This is a genomic window from Mesorhizobium sp. M0058, assembly GCF_040323095.1.
In the GTDB taxonomy this organism is placed as follows: domain Bacteria; phylum Pseudomonadota; class Alphaproteobacteria; order Rhizobiales; family Rhizobiaceae; genus Mesorhizobium.
Genome location: NZ_JAMYUQ010000038.1, coordinates 1 through 16,581 on the forward strand (window position 1 = coordinate 1; position 16,581 = coordinate 16,581).

Consider the following 16,581-nt stretch of genomic DNA (forward strand, 5'->3'; position numbering starts at 1 on the left):
TGCCGCCGGGGCGCCCCGTCCTTTTTTTAATCCCCCCCCCCCCCCGCGCGGCCCCACACGGGGGGGGGGGGGGGGTGGCCAGCCCCGCCCCCCCCCCCCCCCCGGCCGGCTTCGCCGGCCGACCCTCCCCACAAGGGGGAGGGTGAAGACCCCACCATCTGCCTCGCCTTGTCGATCGCCATGTACTCGAGCTGACCGCCGCCGATCGTGCCAAAAATCGCCGCCTGCGATACGAGCATGAAGGCGCCCTTCTCGCGCGGAGTCGAGCCTTTGGTGCCGGCCACTTCGACCAGAGCAAGCCGGCCGGCGCTGGCGAGAAAAGCTCTGAGGCTTTGCACTTTCGAGTTCATATTTCGCATTCCCGTACGGGAAATATAGAGTTTTTCAGTCTGAATTGCACGTTTTGCCAGAATCCAGGTCAGAGTCAGGCGCTATTCTCGGCTTCACCCTTCAACCGTTCGATCGCCATCAGCACCCGTTCTGGTGTTGCAGGAGCGTCGAGACGCGGACAGACCTTATGATCGGCCACACTTGCCACCGCGTCCGACAGCGCATGCAGCACAGACATGCCGAGCGGGAAGGGCGGTTCGCCGACCGCCTTGGAACGGTGCACCGTCGGCTCGTTGGCCTCCGGCCAGTCGGCCAGCGTGACGTTGAATATCTTCGGCCGGTCGGACGCGAGCGGGATCTTGTAGGTCGACGGCGCATGCGTGCGCAGCCGGCCCTTGTCGTCCCACCACAGCTCCTCCGTCGTCAGCCAGCCCATGCCCTGGATGAAGCCGCCCTCGATCTGGCCGAGATCGATGGCGCGGTTCAGCGAGCGGCCGGTTTCATGCAATATGTCGGTGCGCTCGACGACATATTCGCCGGTCAGCGTGTCGACCGAGACTTCCGAGCACGAGGCGCCATAGGCGAAATAATAGAACGGATGGCCCTCGCCCTTGTCACGGTTCCAGTGGATTTTCGGCGTCTTGTAAAAACCCGCCGCCGACAGTTGGATGCGGGCCATATAGGCCTGCTTGACAAGGTCGGTGAAGGCGATCTCCTGGTTGCCGATGCGCACCCGGTTGGGCAGGAAAAGCACCTGCTCGCGCGGCACCTGGTATTTTTCGGCGGCGAAGTCGGTCAGCCGTTCCTTGATCTGGCGGGCGCCGTTCTGCGCCGCCATGCCGTTGAGGTCGGTGCCGGACGACGCCGCGGTGGCCGAAGTGTTGGGCACCTTGCCGGTGGTCGTCGCGGTGATCTTGACCTGGTCGAGGTCGATCTGGAACTCTTCCGCCACCACCTGCGCCACCTTGACGTAGAGGCCTTGCCCCATCTCGGTGCCGCCGTGATTCAGATGCACCGAACCGTCGGTATAGACATGCACCAGCGCGCCGGCCTGGTTGTAGTGGGTGGCCGTGAAAGAGATGCCGAATTTGACCGGCGTCAGCGCCAGGCCGCGCTTGATGAAGCGGCTGTTGGCGTTGAAGGCCTGGATGATGCGGCGGCGCCCCGCATAGTCGGCGCTCGCCTCCAGCTCGGCGACGATGCGGTGGATGATGTTGTCCTCGACCGTCTGGTGATACGGGGTGACGTTGCGGCCCCCGTCTTTATCACCACTGGTGCCATAAAAATTCTGCTTGCGGATTTCGAGCGGGTCCTTGCCGACGGCAAAGGCAACCTCGTCGATGACGCGTTCGGCGCCGACCATGCCTTGCGGGCCGCCGAAGCCGCGAAACGCCGTGTTCGACACGGTGTTGGTGTAAAGCGGCGCCGATTGCGCATGCACCGCCGGCCAGAAATAGGTGTTGTCGCAATGGAACAGCGCGCGGTCGGTGACCGGGCCGGACAGGTCCGATGAAAAGCCGCAACGCGCCGCGAACATGAAGTCGACGCCAAGAATGTTGCCGGCGTCGTCGAAACCTACTTCGTAGTCGACGAGGAAGTCATGGCGCTTGCCGGTGGCAATCATGTCGTCGTCACGGTCGGGCCGGATCTTGACCGCGCGATGGTGTTTCTTGGCGGCGATCGCAGCCAATGCCGCAAACTGGTTGCCTTGCGTCTCCTTCCCGCCGAAGCCGCCACCCATGCGGCGGATTTCCACTGTGATGGCGTTGCTCGGCACGCCCAGCGCATGGCTGACCATATGCTGGACTTCGCTCGGATGCTGGGTCGAGGAATAGATGGTGACGTCCTGGTCTTCGCCGGGGATGGCCACGGCGATATGGCCTTCGAGATAGAAATGCTCCTGGCCGCCGATGCGCATCTTGCCCTTCAGCCGGCGCGGCGCCGCCTTGATCGCGGCAGCGGCATCGCCACGCTTCAGCGTGAGCGGCGGCGTGACCAGCTTGTCCTTGCGGGGGTCGAGGTCGCCAATGTCGGTGACGAAAGGCAATGGACTGTATTCGACCTTGGCCAGCCGGGTGGCGCGGCGCGCCTGTTCGCGCGTCTTGGCAATAACGCAGAAGATCGGCTGACCATAAAACTGCACCTTGTCGTCGGCCAGCACCGGCTCGTCGTGGCGGCCGGTCGGCGAGATGTCATTTTCGCCCGGAACGTCCTTGGCCGTCAGCACATCGACGACGCCCGGCGCCGCGCGCACCGCCGACAGATCCATTTTGCTGATCGTCGCATGCGTCGCCGTGGACAGGCCGAGGCAGCCATGCAGCATGCCCGCCGGTTCCGGCATATCGTCGATATAGACCGCGCTGCCGCTGACATGCTTGTGCGCGGAATCGTGGCGCTGGTCGGCGGCGACGCCACCGGAAATCTTCTGCGCCTTGAGATCTGGAGAGGCGTGCTTGTTCATCAGGCCGCCTCGTTGCGCGACACCTGGAACGGCGCCTTGCTGCCGCTGGTTTCGGCAAAAAAGCGCAGCAGCAGGTTCCTGGCCGCCAGCGCCCGGTATTCGGCCGATGCCCGCATATCGGTCAGCGGGGTGAAATCGCCGGCATATTCAGCCATGGCCGCTTCCACCGTCGTCTCCGTCCACGGCTTGCCGAGCAGCGCTTTTTCGACACCGAAAGCCCGCTTCGGGGTGGCCGCCATGCCGCCATAGGCGATGCATATATCGGTCACGGTTCCGTCCTTGGCCAAGTCGAGGAAAAAGGCGCCAAGGGCTGCGGTGATGTCCTCGTCGCGGCGCTTGGTGATCTTGTAGACGGCAAACTTCGTGCCCTTGGCCGGCACGGGAACGTGCACGGCCTCGACGAATTCGCCTGGCTGCCGGTCCTGCTTGCCATAGGCGATGAAGAAATCCTCGAGCGCGATGGTGCGCCGCTTCTTGCCGCGGCGCAGCGTCAGTTGCGCACCAAGCGCGATCAGGGGCGGCGGCGTGTCGCCGATCGGCGAGCCATTGGCGATGTTGCCGCCGATGGTGCCCATGTTTCGTACCTGTTCGCCGCCGATGCGGTCGAACAATGGCCCGAGCGCGGGGATGCGCTTGGCCAGTGTCGCGAAGGCGTCGGTGTAGGTGACGCCGGCGCCGATGGTGATGACGTCATTGTCTTCGGAGATCGCGCACAGCCCCTCGAGATTGCCGATGAAGACTACCGGTGAGATGTCGCGCATGTGCTTGGTGACCCACAGGCCGACGTCGGTCGAGCCGGCGACAACAGTGGCGCCGGGCTCCTTGTCCAGTACAGCGGCGAAATCGTCGACGTCAGCCGGCACAACCAGCCGCTGCTTGCCGGCGCCGATTTCGACGCGGGCACCGTCATGCATAGCCTCGAGCCTGGCGGTGATCGCCTTGCGCTCGGCCGCCAGCGGATCCTTCGCCGCATTGCCGTAGCTGGAGATGGCACGCGCGGCGCGCATGATTGCCTCATAGCCGGTGCAGCGGCAAAGATTGCCTTGCAAGGCCTTTTCGATCGCGGCATTCGACGGGTCCGGCGACTTCATCCACAGGCCGTAGAGCGACATGACGAAGCCCGGCGTGCAGAAGCCGCATTGCGAACCGTGGAAATCGACCATCGCCTGCTGCACCGGATGCAATTGGCCAGGCGCGCCGCGCAGATGCTCGACGGTGACGACATGGGTGCCGTCGAGCGAGCCCAGGAAGCGGATGCAGGCATTGACGCTTTCATAAACCAGCTTGCCGGCGGACAATTTTCCGACCAGCACCGTGCAGGCGCCGCAATCGCCCTCGGCGCAGCCTTCCTTGGTGCCGCGCAGCGAGCGGTCGAGCCGCAACCAGTCGAGCAAGGTCGCGTCGGGCGCCACCGACGACAGCGCGACATCCCTGCCATTGAGGATGAAGCGGATCTCGTTGCGTATGGTGATCTTGGCCATGCGTCAGCTCCCCCTGTAGGTCGAGTAGCCATAAGGAGAGATAAGCAACGGCACGTGATAATGCACGGATTCCGCCATGCCGAAGCGGATCGCCACACTGTCGAGGAAGGCCGGTTCCGGCAGTTTGGTGCCCTGGCCGCGTAGATAGTCACCGGCGGCGAACACCAGTTCGTATTCTCCAAGGCGGAATTCCGCTCCTGCCAGCAGCGGCGCATCGCAGCGGCCGTCGGCATTTGTGACGACGGTCTTCAAATGTATCCGCGCGTCGCTCTCAAGATGATAAAGCGCGATCGACAGGCCCGCCGCCGGCTTGCCGGTCGCGGTGTCGAGCACATGCGTCGTCAGACGTCCGCCATCGGCTTTCGACGTTTCTGCCACTGGCGCCTCCCATTTCCGATACAGCCGAACAAAGCAGTGAATTGTGCGCCAATTAAAGGCGATGCATAAGTCCCGGTCGAGCGGAGTGGCACAAAAACACTTTCAAAAATTTCGGGGGAATGCGCGAGCAACCCTTTCGACTATCCTGATCATAACTTCCGGCAGCGTCCGGCGGGGAGGGGCAATGCGTTACTCTAGAGACATGCGCGGCTACGGAGCCAATCCGCCGGATCCGAAATGGCCGGGCGGTGCGCATGTGGCCGTCCAATTCGTCGTCAACTACGAGGAAGGCGGCGAGAACTGCGTGCTGCACGGCGACAAGGCCTCGGAAGCCTTCCTGTCGGAAATCGTCGGCGCCGCGCCCTGGGTCGGCCAGCGCCACTGGAACATGGAATCGATCTACGAATATGGCGCGCGGGCAGGCTTCTGGCGGCTGCTGCGCCTGTTCAGCGAGGCGCAAGTGCCGGTGACCTGCTACGGGGTCGCCTCAGCATTAGCCCGGTCGCCCGACCAGGTGGCGGCGATGCAGGAGGCCGGCTGGGAAATGGCCTCGCACGGCCTGAAATGGATCGACTACCGCGACCACAGCGCCGAGGACGAGCGCCGCGACCTCGAAGCGGCGATCAAGCTGCACTACGAGGTGACGGGCCAACGGCCGACCGGCTGGTACACCGGCCGCACCTCGGTCAATACGGTGCGGTTGGTGGCCGAAGAGGGCGGCTTCGACTATGTGTCGGACACTTATGACGACGAACTGCCCTACTGGTTCGAGCACAGCGGCGGCGCGCAACTCGTCATCCCCTACACGCTCGATGCCAACGACATGCGTTTCGCCACGCCGCAGGGATTCAATTCCGGCGACCAGTTCTTCTCCTATTTGAAGGACAGTTTCGACACGCTCTATGCCGAGGGCAAAGCGGGCCGGCCGCGGATGATGAATATCGGCCTGCATTGCCGCCTCGTCGGACGTCCTGGTCGGGTGGCGGCGCTGAAGTGCTTCGTCGACTATGTCAGATCGCACGACAAGGTCTGGCTGGCGCGGCGCATCGATATCGCCAGGCACTGGCAGGAGAACCACCCCTACCAGCCGGCGGCGCTCAAGCCGTCGAAGATGGAGTTCGAAACCTTCGTAGACACTTTCGGCGGCGTGTTCGAACATTCGCCCTGGATCGCGGAACGTGCCTATGAACTCGAGCTTGGGCCGGCGCATGACAGCGCCGGCGGCCTGCACAATGCGCTCTGCCGCGTCTTCCGCGCCGCCAGCGAAACCGAGCGGATCGGCGTCCTCAACGCCCATCCCGATCTCGCTGGCAAACTGGCCGAAGCGAGACGCCTCACTGCGGAATCCACACGCGAGCAGGCCTCCGCCGGCCTCGACGCGCTGACCGACAAGGAGCGCGAGCTGTTTTCCAAGCTCAACGCCGCTTACGTCACCACCTTCGGCTTTCCCTTCATCATCGCGGTGCGGGGCAAGACCAAGGAGGAGATCCTCGCCGAGTTCGAGGCGCGCATCGGCAACAGCCGTGGCGTAGAACTCGATACCGCCTGCAAACAGGTCGAGCGCATCGCGCTGCTCCGCCTGAAAGACATGCTCCCGCTCTAATGAAATGACTGAGGGGTCAGGACCCAATGGATATGATCAAGACTGACCAGAAAACCTATTATGCACCGCATGGCGGCCATCCCGGCCAAACTGAGCTTTTGACCGGCCGCGCCGTCTTCACCGAGGCCTATGCCGTCATACCGAAGGGAGTGATGCAGGACATCGTCACCAGCCCACTGCCGTTCTGGGACGAGACCAGGGCCTGGATCATCGCCAGGCCGCTTTCGGGTTTCGCCGAGACATTTTCGCAGTACATCGTCGAGGTCCTGCCCGGCGGCGGCAGCGACCGGCCCGAGCCGGACGCCGGCGCCGAGGGCGTGCTGTTCGTGGTTGAGGGCGAGTTGACCGTTTCGCTGGCCGGCAAGAAGCACGTGCTGCAAGCCGGCGGTTTTGCCTTCCTGCCGCCGGACAGCGGCTGGACGGTGCGCAACGAAGGTCGCGACGCCGTACGCTTCCACTGGATCAGGAAGGCCTATGAGGCCGTCGACGGCATCGACGCGCCGGAAGTCTTGTTCAGCAGTGACCAGCAAATGGCGCCGACGCCGATGCCCGGCACCGAGGGTCGCTGGGCGACGACCCGTTTCGTCGATCCAGCCGACATGCGCCACGACATGCATGTCACCATCGTTACGCTCGAGCCTGGCGCCGTCATCCCATTTGCCGAGACGCATGTCATGGAGCACGGGCTCTATGTCTTGGAAGGCAAGGCGGTCTACCGCCTCAACCAGGACTGGGTCGAGGTCGAGGCCGGCGACTTCATGTGGCTGCGCGCCTTCTGCCCGCAGGCCTGCTACGCGGGCGGCCCAGGCAAATTCCGCTATCTCCTTTACAAGGACGTCAACCGGCACGCCAAGCTCGGCGGGGCGGGCATTGGCGGTCGCGCGCGGTGACCCGCATCACAGCGCGGCCGCTGACCCGCGAAAGCTTTGCCGGCTTCGGCGATGTCATCGACATGGGCGGCGGCAATCACTACCCGATCAATGGCGGCAAGACCGAGCGCTACCACGATCTCGCCACCGCTGAAGCCGCGGGACCGAATGCCCGCGTGCTGATCTCGATGGCGCGCGGCACGCCTTACGACCTGCCGCTGAAGCTGACCATGGTCGAGCGCCATCCCTTAGGCAGCCAGGCGTTCATCCCGCTGTCACCGCGGCCTTTCCTGGTCGTCGTCTGCCATGACGGCAAGGACGGTCCGGGCGAGCCGCACGCCTTCATCACCGCACCCGGGCAAGGCGTCAACTATCCGCGCAATCTCTGGCACGGTGTGCTGACGCCGCTCGGCGAAGCGCAGGATTTCGTCATCGTCGACCGCGGAGGTGACGGCTCCAACCTCGAAGAGTTCCATTTCTCGCCCCCCTACGAAGTCCATCTCCCCAACGAGACCTGAGAAATGACCGACATATCGCTGATCGACCGCCTGCTCGATGTCATCGAGCACGACATCGTGCCGAAAACGGCAGAGGGCGTGGCCCATGGGAACAAGCTGTTCGGCGCCGCCATCCTGCGGAAGGGCGACCGCTCGCTGGTGCTGGCCGAAACCAACAACGAGATGGAAAATCCGCTCTGGCATGGCGAGGTGCACTGCCTGAAGCGTTTCTATGAAATGCCGAAAGCCGAGCGCGTCGACACCAAGGACGCCATCTTCATCGCCACGCATGAGCCCTGCTCGCTCTGCCTGTCGGCGATCACCTGGACCGGCTTCGACAATTTCTACTACCTCTTCAGCCACGAGGATTCACGCGACAGCTTTGCGATCCCGCACGATCTGAAAATCCTGAAAGAGGTCTTCACTCTCGATCCCGGCGGCTACAATGCCGAAAACGCTTATTGGAAGAGTTTTTCCATTCGCAGGCTGGTGCGGGCGTTGCCCGAGGCCGAGCGCGACCGGCTGGAGGCAAGGATCGGCAATATTTCCGCCCGCTACGACGCGATTTCCGGCGTCTATCAGGACAGCAAGGCCGAAAACGAGATTCCGCTGAACTGAGGTCGTGAAGCAGGCTGCGGCCAGGTCGCATTTTTCACTGCTCCAGTCGCGAATGGCGATTGAAAGTCTTGGCATAGCGGGGCGTTATGAGCCCCGCATGAAAACCATCACCGAATTTCCCCGCAAGGTCGTCGAATTCCCCGATATGGGCATCGTCATGCCGGATGGTTGCCGGCTGTCGGCGCGGGTTTGGATGCCGGAGGACGCCAGCAGCGATCCGGTGCCGGCGATCCTCGAGCACCTGCCCTACCGCAAGCGCGACGGCACCATCTTTCGCGATCAGCTGACGCATCCCTATTTCGCCGGCCACGGCTACGCCTCGATCCGCGTCGACATGCGCGGCAATGGCGATTCCGAAGGGCTGATGGACGACGAATATTCCGAACAGGAATTGCAGGACGCCTGTGATGTGATTGCCTGGGCGGCAGCACAGCCCTGGTGCAATGGCAGCGTCGGCATGATGGGCATTTCCTGGGGCGGCTTCAACTGCCTGCAGGTAGCGGCCAAGCAGCCGCCAGCGCTGAAGGCGGTGATCAGCCTGTGCTCGACCGTCGACCGCTACGCCGACGACATCCACTACAAGGGCGGCTGCCTTTTGACGGAAAATTTCGGCTGGGCCTCGGCCATGTTGTCCTATTCGTCGCGACCGCCGGATCCGCTGATTGCGGGCGACAATCGCTGGCGCGACCTCTGGCTGACGCGGCTGGAGAACCAGTCTTTCCTTCTGCCGCTCTGGCTCAGCCATCAGCATCGCGACGCCTATTGGAAACGCGGTTCGATTTGCGAGGATTTCTCCGCCGTCAAAGCCGCCGTGCTGTCGATCGGCGGCTGGCATGACGGCTACCGCAACACGATCTCGCATCTGGTCACCAACATCCAGGCGCCGGTGAAGGGCATTGTCGGGCCATGGATCCACAAATACCCGCATTATGCCGAACCCAAACCCGCCATCGGCTTCCTGCAGGAGGCGTTGCGCTGGTGGGACAACTGGTTGAAGGGCGTCGACACCGGCGTCGAGGCCGACCCGGACTACCGCGCCTATGTCATGGACAGTGTGCGGCCGGCGCGCTGGCACCCGGAGCGGCCGGGCCGTTGGGTGGCCGAACAGGAATGGCCGTCTCCCAACATCAAGGTCGGGGCGATCGAAATCATTGCTGACGGCGTCAGGCCGGCGATCGTGGCGACCCCGCAAAGCTGCGGGCTCGCCGGCGGCGAATATTTTCCCTTCACCTTTGGCCCGGAACTGCCCGGCGACCAGCGCCCGGACGATGCGCTGTCCGTCTGCTTCGATCAGCCTGTGCTTGCCGAGGCACTCGACATCGTCGGCGCGCCGGAGCTTCTCATCCGGGTGTCGTCCGATCGCCCGCAGGCGAACATCGCGGTGCGGCTGTGCGACGTGCACCCCGACGGCGCCTCGGAACTGATCTCCTACGGCGTGCTCAACCTGACGCATCGTGCTTCGCACGAACAGCCGCAAGCGCTGGTGCCGGGCGAAACGGTTTCGGCGCGCGTTATTCTCGACCAGTGCGCCTACCGCGTGCCGGCCGGACACCGCCTACGCATCGCTGTTTCCAACGCTTACTGGCCGATGATCTGGCCGTCGCCGGAGCCGGTGCGGCTCGACCTTTCAGCGGCGACGCTGAGACTGCCGCTGCGCCCGCTCGCAAAAAGCGACGAGACTTCATTCCAGTCTCCCGAAGGCGCAACACCCTGGGCAACCGCGACAGTTCGTGCAGCGAATTCCGAGCGTCACGTCGATCGCGATGAGAAGACCGGTGTCGTCACGCTCTCGATCACGGATGATTTCGGCGAAGTGCGCGATCTCGCGCATGGACTGGCCAATGGCAGCATTGCCCGCGAGAGCTGGACGATCCATCCCTACGACCCGCTGTCTGCCTCGGGCCGGACGCACTGGACGCAGACCTTGTCGCGAAACGGATGGTCGGTGCGCACCGAGACATCGGCTGAAATGCGCAGCGACGCGCAAAACTTCGTCGTCAGCGCCAGAATCGAAGCCTATGAGGGCGAAACGCTGGTTTTCGAACGCGATTTCGAAGAGACGATCCCGCGCGACCTGCTCTGAGCGTCCACGCGACTGGTCCAGTTGCGACGCACGATTTACGCCACGGCATGTCGCATTCCGTCTTGCTTACCGCTTTGCCTTCCGGTCAATATCCCTTTGGTAACAACAAGCAAAAAACGACCATAAGGTCGAACCAACAGAGTGAGGAACTCAAATGTCCAACGAACTCGAATATCTGAGCCGGCGCGTTGCGTCCGGCAAGCTGAGCCGTCGTGATTTCCTCGGCCGCGCCGCAGCACTGGGCGTCACAGCGCCCTTCGCCAATATGCTGCTTTCCAGTGCGGCTCGCGCGGAAGGCCCGGTCAAGGGCGGCACGCTGAAGGCCGGCCTCGTAGGCGGCGAATCCACGAACAGCCTGGACCCGGCTTTGTTCATGACGCAAGTGCCGTTCGCCTTTGGCAAGATGTGGGGCGAGCTGATCGTCGAGCTGTCCCCGGAAGGCAAACTCGAGAACCGCATCGCCGAAGAGATCGGCTCGTCGGACGACGCCAAGGTGTGGACGCTGAAAATCCGCGACGGCGTCGAATTCCACAACGGCAAGACGGTGACCGCTGAGGATGTGGCGGCAACCCTCGAGCGCCATTCCGATGAAAAATCGAAGTCCGGCGCGCTGGGCTACATGAAAGGCATCGACAGCATCAAGGCCAGTGGCAAGGAAGTCGTCCTGACGCTGAAGGAGGCCAACGCCGACCTTCCCTATCTCCTCAGCGACTACCACCTCATCGTCCAGCCCAACGGCGGCAAGGACAAGGCGGATGCCGGCATCTCGGCAGGACCCTACAAGGTCACCACCAACGAGCCCGGCGTGCGCCATGGCGGCGAGCGCTTCGCAAATTACTGGCAGGCCGACAAGATGGGCCATGCCGACCAGATCGAGATCATCGTTATCAACGACGCGACCGCGCGCACGGCGGCCCTGCAGGGCGGTCAGGTCAACATGATCAACCGCGTCGAGCCGAAGATCGTCGACCTCATCAAGCGCGTACCGGGCGTCACCATCCGCAACCATGCCGGCCCCGGCCACTACGTCTTCATCATGCATTGCAACACCGCGCCCTTCGACAACAGCGACCTGCGCATGGCGCTGAAGCTCGCGATCGACCGCGAAGAGATGCTGAACAAGGTGCTGCGCGGCTACGGCTCGCTCGGCAACGACTTCCCGATCAATTCGTCCTATCCGCTGTTTTCCGAGATCGAGCAGCGCAAATATGATCCCGACAAGGCCAAGTTCCACTACAAGAAGTCGGGCCATGACGGCACCGTGCTGCTGCGCACCTCCGACGTCGCCTTCCCGGGCGCGGTCGACGCCTCGCAGCTCTTCCAGCAGAGCGCGGCCAAGGCCGGCATCAAGATCGAGCTCAAGCGCGAGCCCGGCGACGGCTACTGGAACGAGGTCTGGAACAAGCAGCCCTTCTGCGCCTCCTATTGGGGCGGCCGCTCGACCCAGGACCAGATGTACTCGACCGCCTATCTGTCGACCGCCGACTGGAACGACACCCGTTTCAAGCGTCCGGACTTCGACAAGCTGGTGCTGGCCGCACGCGCCGAACTCGACGAGACCAAGCGCAAGCAGATGTACCACGACATGGCCGTGCTGGTGCGCGACGAGGGCGGCCTGATCCTGCCGATGTTCAATCAGTTCATCGATGCGACAGGCGCCAAGGTCGGCGGCTGGGTAGACGATCCGCATCAGGAGCTGATGAACGGCTACGCGCTGGCGAAGTGCTGGCTCGAAGCCTGAGCCCGGCTTTGCGGATATGTCCTCACCCGTCGTGAAACTTGTGGCCCAGCGCGTTGCGCTGGGCATCGTCCTCTTGCTGGCCGTTTCGGTCCTGATCTTCGCCGGCACCCAGATCCTGCCCGGCGACGTCGCGCAAGCCATTCTCGGACAGTCGGCGACGCCGGAATCGCTCGCCAATCTGCGCGAGCAGCTCGGCCTGAATCAGCCGGCTTACATCAGGTATTTCCATTGGCTAGGCGGTGTGCTCACCGGCGATCTTGGCACGGCGATGTCGAGCGGCCAGGATATTGCCACGTCGATCAAGGGGCGGCTGTGGAACACGCTGTTCCTCGCCTTCTGGGCTGCGATCGTGGCCGTGCCGCTGGCCATCATCCTCGGCCTGATCGCCGTGCGTTACCGCAATGGCTGGGTCGACAAGCTGATCTCCGGCCTGGCGCTCGCCTCGACATCTTTCCCGGAATTCTTCATCGGCTATGTGCTCGTCTATTTCTTTGCCGTGAAGTATCAATGGTTCCCGGCCATTTCCACGGTCTATGACGGCATGCCGTTCGGTGAGCGCATGCAGGCGATCGCGCTGCCGGCCACCGCGCTGACGCTGGTTGTGCTGGCGCATATGATGCGCATGACCCGCGCGGCCATCCTCAACGTCATGCAGTCGGCCTATGTCGAGACGGCGGAACTGAAAGGCCTGTCGGCCTTCAACGTCATCCGCAAGCATGCTTTCCCCAATGCCATAGCGCCGATCATCAACGTGGTCATGCTCAACCTCGCCTACCTCATCGTCGGCGTCGTCGTGGTCGAGGTGATCTTCGTCTATCCCGGCATGGGACAATATCTGGTCGACCACGTCACCAAGCGCGACGTGCCGGTGGTGCAGGCGGTCGGCCTGGTCTTCGCCGCCGTCTATATCAGCCTCAACATCATTGCGGACATCGGGGCGATTGTCGCCAATCCGCGCCTCAGACATCCGAAATAGGCGGCGGGCATGCTCGACATCAAACGCATCCCCATCCCCGCGCTGATCGGCATCGTGCTGACGGCTGTGTTCGTGCTGGCGGCAGTTTTCGCCCCGTTGATCGCACCGTACGGCAATGCCGAAATCGTCGGCGATGTCTGGGAACCGATGACGGCGGCACATTTGCTGGGCACCGACAATCTCGGTCGCGATCTTCTGTCGCGCATGATCTACGGCGCTCGCATCACGCTGTTCATTGCGGTGCTGGCCACCGCGCTGTCATTCTCGCTCGGCGCCATCCTCGGCTTTTCGGCGGCGGTGTTCGGCGGCTGGTTCGACACGCTGCTGTCGCGCCTTGTCGATCTGCTGATGTCGATCCCGACCTTGATCATGGCGCTCGTCGTGCTTTCGGTGCTGCCGACCAACCTGGTGACGCTGATCCTGGTGATGGGCGTCCTCGACTCGACCCGCGTCTACCGGCTGTCGCGCGCGGTGGCCGTCGACATCAACGTCATGGATTATGTCGAGGCCGCCAAGCTGCGGGGCGAAGGCAGCGGCTGGATCATCTTCCGCGAGATCCTGCCCAACGCGCTTTCGCCGCTGGTCTCGGAACTTGGCCTGCGCTTCATCTACGCGGTGCTGTTCTTGTCGACGCTGTCCTTTCTCGGGCTTGGCGTGCAACCGCCGGATGCCGATTGGGGCGGCATGGTCAAGGAGAACAAGGACGGCATCGTCTTCGGTATCGGGGCGGCACTCATTCCCGCCGCGGCGATCGCGGCACTGGCGATTTCGGTCAATCTGGTCGCCGACTGGGTGCTCAACCGCACGACAAGCCTGAAGGGAGGACGCGGGTGATGGCTGACACAAAAGCAAAGCCCGGCCTGCTGCTCGATATCCGCAATCTGCGCATCGAAGCGACAGTGTTTCCGCCCGGCGAGGCGCCGAAGAACATCGTTTTGGTCCACGATGTCTCGCTGACGCTGGAAAAGGGCAAGGTGCTCGGCCTGATCGGCGAGTCCGGCGCCGGCAAGTCGACCATCGGCCTGTCGTCGATGGGCTATGGCCGTGGCGGCGTGCGCATCACCGGCGGAGAGGTGCTGCTCAACGGCCGCGATATTCTCAAGGGCGGCAAGGAAGGTTTCCGCAAATTGCGCGGCCGCGAGGTCTGCTATGTCGCGCAGTCGGCGGCCGCCGCCTTCAACCCGGCGCACAAGCTGATGGACCAGGTGGTGGAAGCAACGCTGCTGCACGGCACGGCGACACGCGCCGAGGCCGAGAAACGTGCCGTGGCGTTGTTCAAGAAGCTCAGCCTGCCGAACCCCGAAATCATCGGCGAACGCTTCCCGCACCAGGTCTCAGGCGGCCAGTTGCAGCGCGTGATGACGGCTATGGCGCTGTGTTCGGAACCTGACCTGATCGTCTTCGACGAGCCGACCACGGCGCTCGACGTGACGACGCAGATCGACGTGCTGGCGGCGATCAAGGACGCCATCCGCGACACCCATGTCGCTGCGCTCTACATTACCCACGATCTTGCCGTCGTCGCCCAGGTCTCGGACGAGATCATGGTGCTGCGCCATGGCAGGCTGGTCGAATGGGGCGGCACTCGCCAGATCATCAAGGAGCCGCGCCAGGAATACACCAATGCGCTGGTCTCGGTGCATGAGATCGAGCATGCCGAGCAGAAGCCCGGCGCCGCGCCGTTCCTGTCGGTCAAGAACGTCACCGCCGCTTACGGCGGCAGCCACGTCAAGGTGCTGAAGAACGTCTCGGTCGACATCTATCCGGGACAGACGCTGGCGGTCGTCGGTGAATCCGGCTCTGGCAAGTCGACGCTGGCGCGCGCTATCACCGGGCTGTTGCCGCCCGGGGAAGGCACCGTCACCTTCGATGGCAGGCCGCTCGCCAACCGGCTTGCCGACCGGCCGAAGGAGGATCTGCGCCAGTTGCAGATGATCTATCAGATGGCCGACGTGGCGATGAACCCGCGCCAGACCGTCGGCACCATCATCGGCCGGCCGCTGGAATTCTACTTCGGCATACGCGGCCGCGAGCGCGACAAGCGCGTCGCCGAACTGCTCGACGAGATCGAGATGGGCAAGGGCTTTCTCGATCGTTATCCGGCCGAACTCTCCGGAGGCCAGAAACAGCGCGTCTGTATCGCCCGCTCGCTCGCCGCCAAGCCCAAGCTGATCATCTGCGACGAGGTGACATCGGCGCTCGACCCGCTGGTGGCCAACGGCATTCTCAAGCTGCTGCTCAACCTGCAGCAGCACGAGAAGGTCGCCTACCTCTTCATCACCCACGATCTGGCGACGGTGAAGTCGATCGCCGATTCGATCGCGGTGATGTACCGCGGCGAGGTGGTGCGCTACGGCGCCAAGAGCAAGGTGCTGACGCCGCCCTTCGACGCCTATACCGACCTGCTGCTGTCGTCCGTTCCCGAGATGGAGATCGGCTGGCTGGAAAAGGCGATCAAGGGACGGCGCATGGCGAGCGCGGGGAATTAGTAGGGAATTCGCGGCCTTTGTCGCGAAAACTTCTTTCAACGGCAAAAGCTTTCCGGAGCCGCCCATGGCGCTCAAGACCAAACTGCTGCTCATCATTCTCGATGGCGTGCCCTACCGGAACTGGCGCCGGCTGATGGGCAATCTCGAAGGCTGGGTGCAATCGGGCGAGGCGCAGGTGTGGAAGATGCGCTCGGTGCTGCCGTCTACTTCGGCCTGCTGCTATGCTTCGATTCACACCGGGGTTTCGCCTCAGGAGCACGGCATCCTGTCCAACGAAAACCGGTTTCTCGTCAACAAGCCGGATATTTTCTCCGAAGTCAGCAAGGCCGGCGGCAAGACCGGCGCGGTGACGCACTCCTACTGGTCCGAATTCTTCCGCTCCTATCCGTTCGACCTGATCGAGGACATGGAGTTCGACGAGCCCAACGGACCCATCACGCATGGTCGCTTCCACACCATGACCGGCTATAATGCCCGTAACCAGATGACGCCGAGCGATGTCGACCTGTTTGCGACACTGACCCAGCTGACCCGGCGCCACGCCATCGACTACGGGATCCTGCACACCTGCACGCTGGATTCGATGGGCCATCGCTTCGGCCATGACTGCCACGAAATGGACCATGCCTGCTATGCGATGGACGGCATGCTGGCAGCCTTCCTGCCGGGCTGGCGGCAAGCCGGTTACGAGGTGATCGTAACCGCCGACCACGGCCAGACAGACCGCGGCCACCATGGCGGCCGTGACGATGAAATGCAGGATTTCGCGCTGTATTATTTCGGAGCCGGCAAAGGGCCGGATCCGGACACGCTGCTTGATCAGCTGCAACTGGCGCCGACGGTGCTGAAGCGGCTGGGTGTGCCGGTGCCGGAGACCATGAAGGCTAAGCCGTTTTTGGGGTGACGGAGGTCGTCGCTGAGCCGCCGTTCGCTACCCCCTCTCCCCGTCACTATACGGGGAGAGGGTAAGGGTGTCCGAACCGGATAGATAGGTAACAGAATGGACCGATAGCATGGGTGACAGTTTTCTTGTCCGCCGGAGGACCGGCGATGGT

At 63.3% G+C, this 16,581-nt stretch carries 13 protein-coding genes and 1 pseudogene; 10 read left to right on the forward strand and 4 right to left on the reverse strand.

What is annotated here, in order from left to right; genetic code table 11:
* Window positions 1–143 precede the first annotated feature (143 nt).
* The 4 genes and pseudogenes from NKJ75_RS32280 to uraH form a co-directional block, all read right to left on the reverse strand.
* Window positions 144–350: pseudogene (locus NKJ75_RS32280) on the reverse strand (XdhC family protein); the annotation flags it as partial.
* Between the two features lie 74 nt (window positions 351–424).
* Window positions 425–2,791: a xanthine dehydrogenase molybdopterin binding subunit gene (gene xdhB / locus NKJ75_RS32285; RefSeq protein WP_023834811.1), complete on the reverse strand. Its 2,367-nt coding sequence runs from the start codon at window positions 2,789–2,791 to the stop codon at window positions 425–427.
* The gene (gene xdhA, locus NKJ75_RS32290; protein WP_352500720.1) at window positions 2,791–4,272 is read right to left on the reverse strand and encodes a xanthine dehydrogenase small subunit; all 1,482 of its coding nucleotides are present in this window, start codon (window positions 4,270–4,272) and stop codon (window positions 2,791–2,793) included. The genes xdhB and xdhA overlap by 1 nt, the downstream gene beginning before the upstream one ends.
* A 3-nt stretch (window positions 4,273–4,275) precedes the next feature.
* The gene (gene uraH, locus NKJ75_RS32295; protein WP_352500721.1) at window positions 4,276–4,650 is read right to left on the reverse strand and encodes a hydroxyisourate hydrolase; all 375 of its coding nucleotides are present in this window, start codon (window positions 4,648–4,650) and stop codon (window positions 4,276–4,278) included.
* A 184-nt stretch (window positions 4,651–4,834) separates the two neighbouring features.
* On the opposite strand from uraH, the gene puuE reads away from it, so the two are divergent.
* The 10 genes from puuE to NKJ75_RS32345 all read left to right on the forward strand — a co-directional run bounded on the left by puuE (window position 4,835) and on the right by NKJ75_RS32345 (window position 16,430).
* Window positions 4,835–6,253 carry an allantoinase PuuE gene (gene puuE, locus NKJ75_RS32300; RefSeq protein WP_352500722.1) on the forward strand — a complete coding sequence of 473 codons (1,419 nt, stop codon included), beginning with the start codon at window positions 4,835–4,837 and terminating at the stop codon, window positions 6,251–6,253.
* Between the two features lie 32 nt (window positions 6,254–6,285).
* Window positions 6,286–7,143, forward strand: a complete 858-nt coding sequence (locus tag NKJ75_RS32305) for a bifunctional allantoicase/(S)-ureidoglycine aminohydrolase (protein ID WP_373420145.1) — start codon at window positions 6,286–6,288, stop codon at window positions 7,141–7,143.
* A complete protein-coding gene (locus tag NKJ75_RS32310; RefSeq protein ID WP_023834814.1) occupies window positions 7,140–7,640 on the forward strand; it encodes an ureidoglycolate lyase in 501 nt (166 codons plus the stop codon). The genes NKJ75_RS32305 and NKJ75_RS32310 overlap by 4 nt, the downstream gene beginning before the upstream one ends.
* Window positions 7,641–7,643: 3 nt before the next feature.
* A complete protein-coding gene (locus NKJ75_RS32315) occupies window positions 7,644–8,237 on the forward strand; it encodes a nucleoside deaminase (protein ID WP_023834815.1) in 594 nt (197 codons plus the stop codon).
* A 97-nt stretch (window positions 8,238–8,334) separates the two neighbouring features.
* Window positions 8,335–10,320, forward strand: coding sequence for a CocE/NonD family hydrolase (locus NKJ75_RS32320; protein WP_023834816.1), 1,986 nt, complete (start codon window positions 8,335–8,337; stop codon window positions 10,318–10,320).
* 154 nt (window positions 10,321–10,474) lie between these two features.
* Window positions 10,475–12,061, forward strand: a complete 1,587-nt coding sequence (locus NKJ75_RS32325; RefSeq protein WP_023671387.1) for an ABC transporter substrate-binding protein — start codon at window positions 10,475–10,477, stop codon at window positions 12,059–12,061.
* A 16-nt stretch (window positions 12,062–12,077) separates the two neighbouring features.
* A complete protein-coding gene (locus NKJ75_RS32330; RefSeq protein WP_023671388.1) occupies window positions 12,078–13,037 on the forward strand; it encodes an ABC transporter permease in 960 nt (319 codons plus the stop codon).
* A 9-nt stretch (window positions 13,038–13,046) separates the two neighbouring features.
* Window positions 13,047–13,871, forward strand: coding sequence for an ABC transporter permease (locus tag NKJ75_RS32335; RefSeq protein ID WP_023746352.1), 825 nt, complete (start codon window positions 13,047–13,049; stop codon window positions 13,869–13,871).
* Window positions 13,871–15,526 (forward strand): ABC transporter ATP-binding protein, encoded by a 1,656-nt coding sequence (locus tag NKJ75_RS32340; protein WP_023683485.1) that lies wholly within the window; start codon window positions 13,871–13,873, stop codon window positions 15,524–15,526. The genes NKJ75_RS32335 and NKJ75_RS32340 overlap by 1 nt, the downstream gene beginning before the upstream one ends.
* A 64-nt stretch (window positions 15,527–15,590) precedes the next feature.
* Window positions 15,591–16,430 (forward strand): alkaline phosphatase family protein, encoded by an 840-nt coding sequence (locus NKJ75_RS32345; protein WP_023746353.1) that lies wholly within the window; start codon window positions 15,591–15,593, stop codon window positions 16,428–16,430.
* Window positions 16,431–16,581 lie beyond the last annotated feature (151 nt).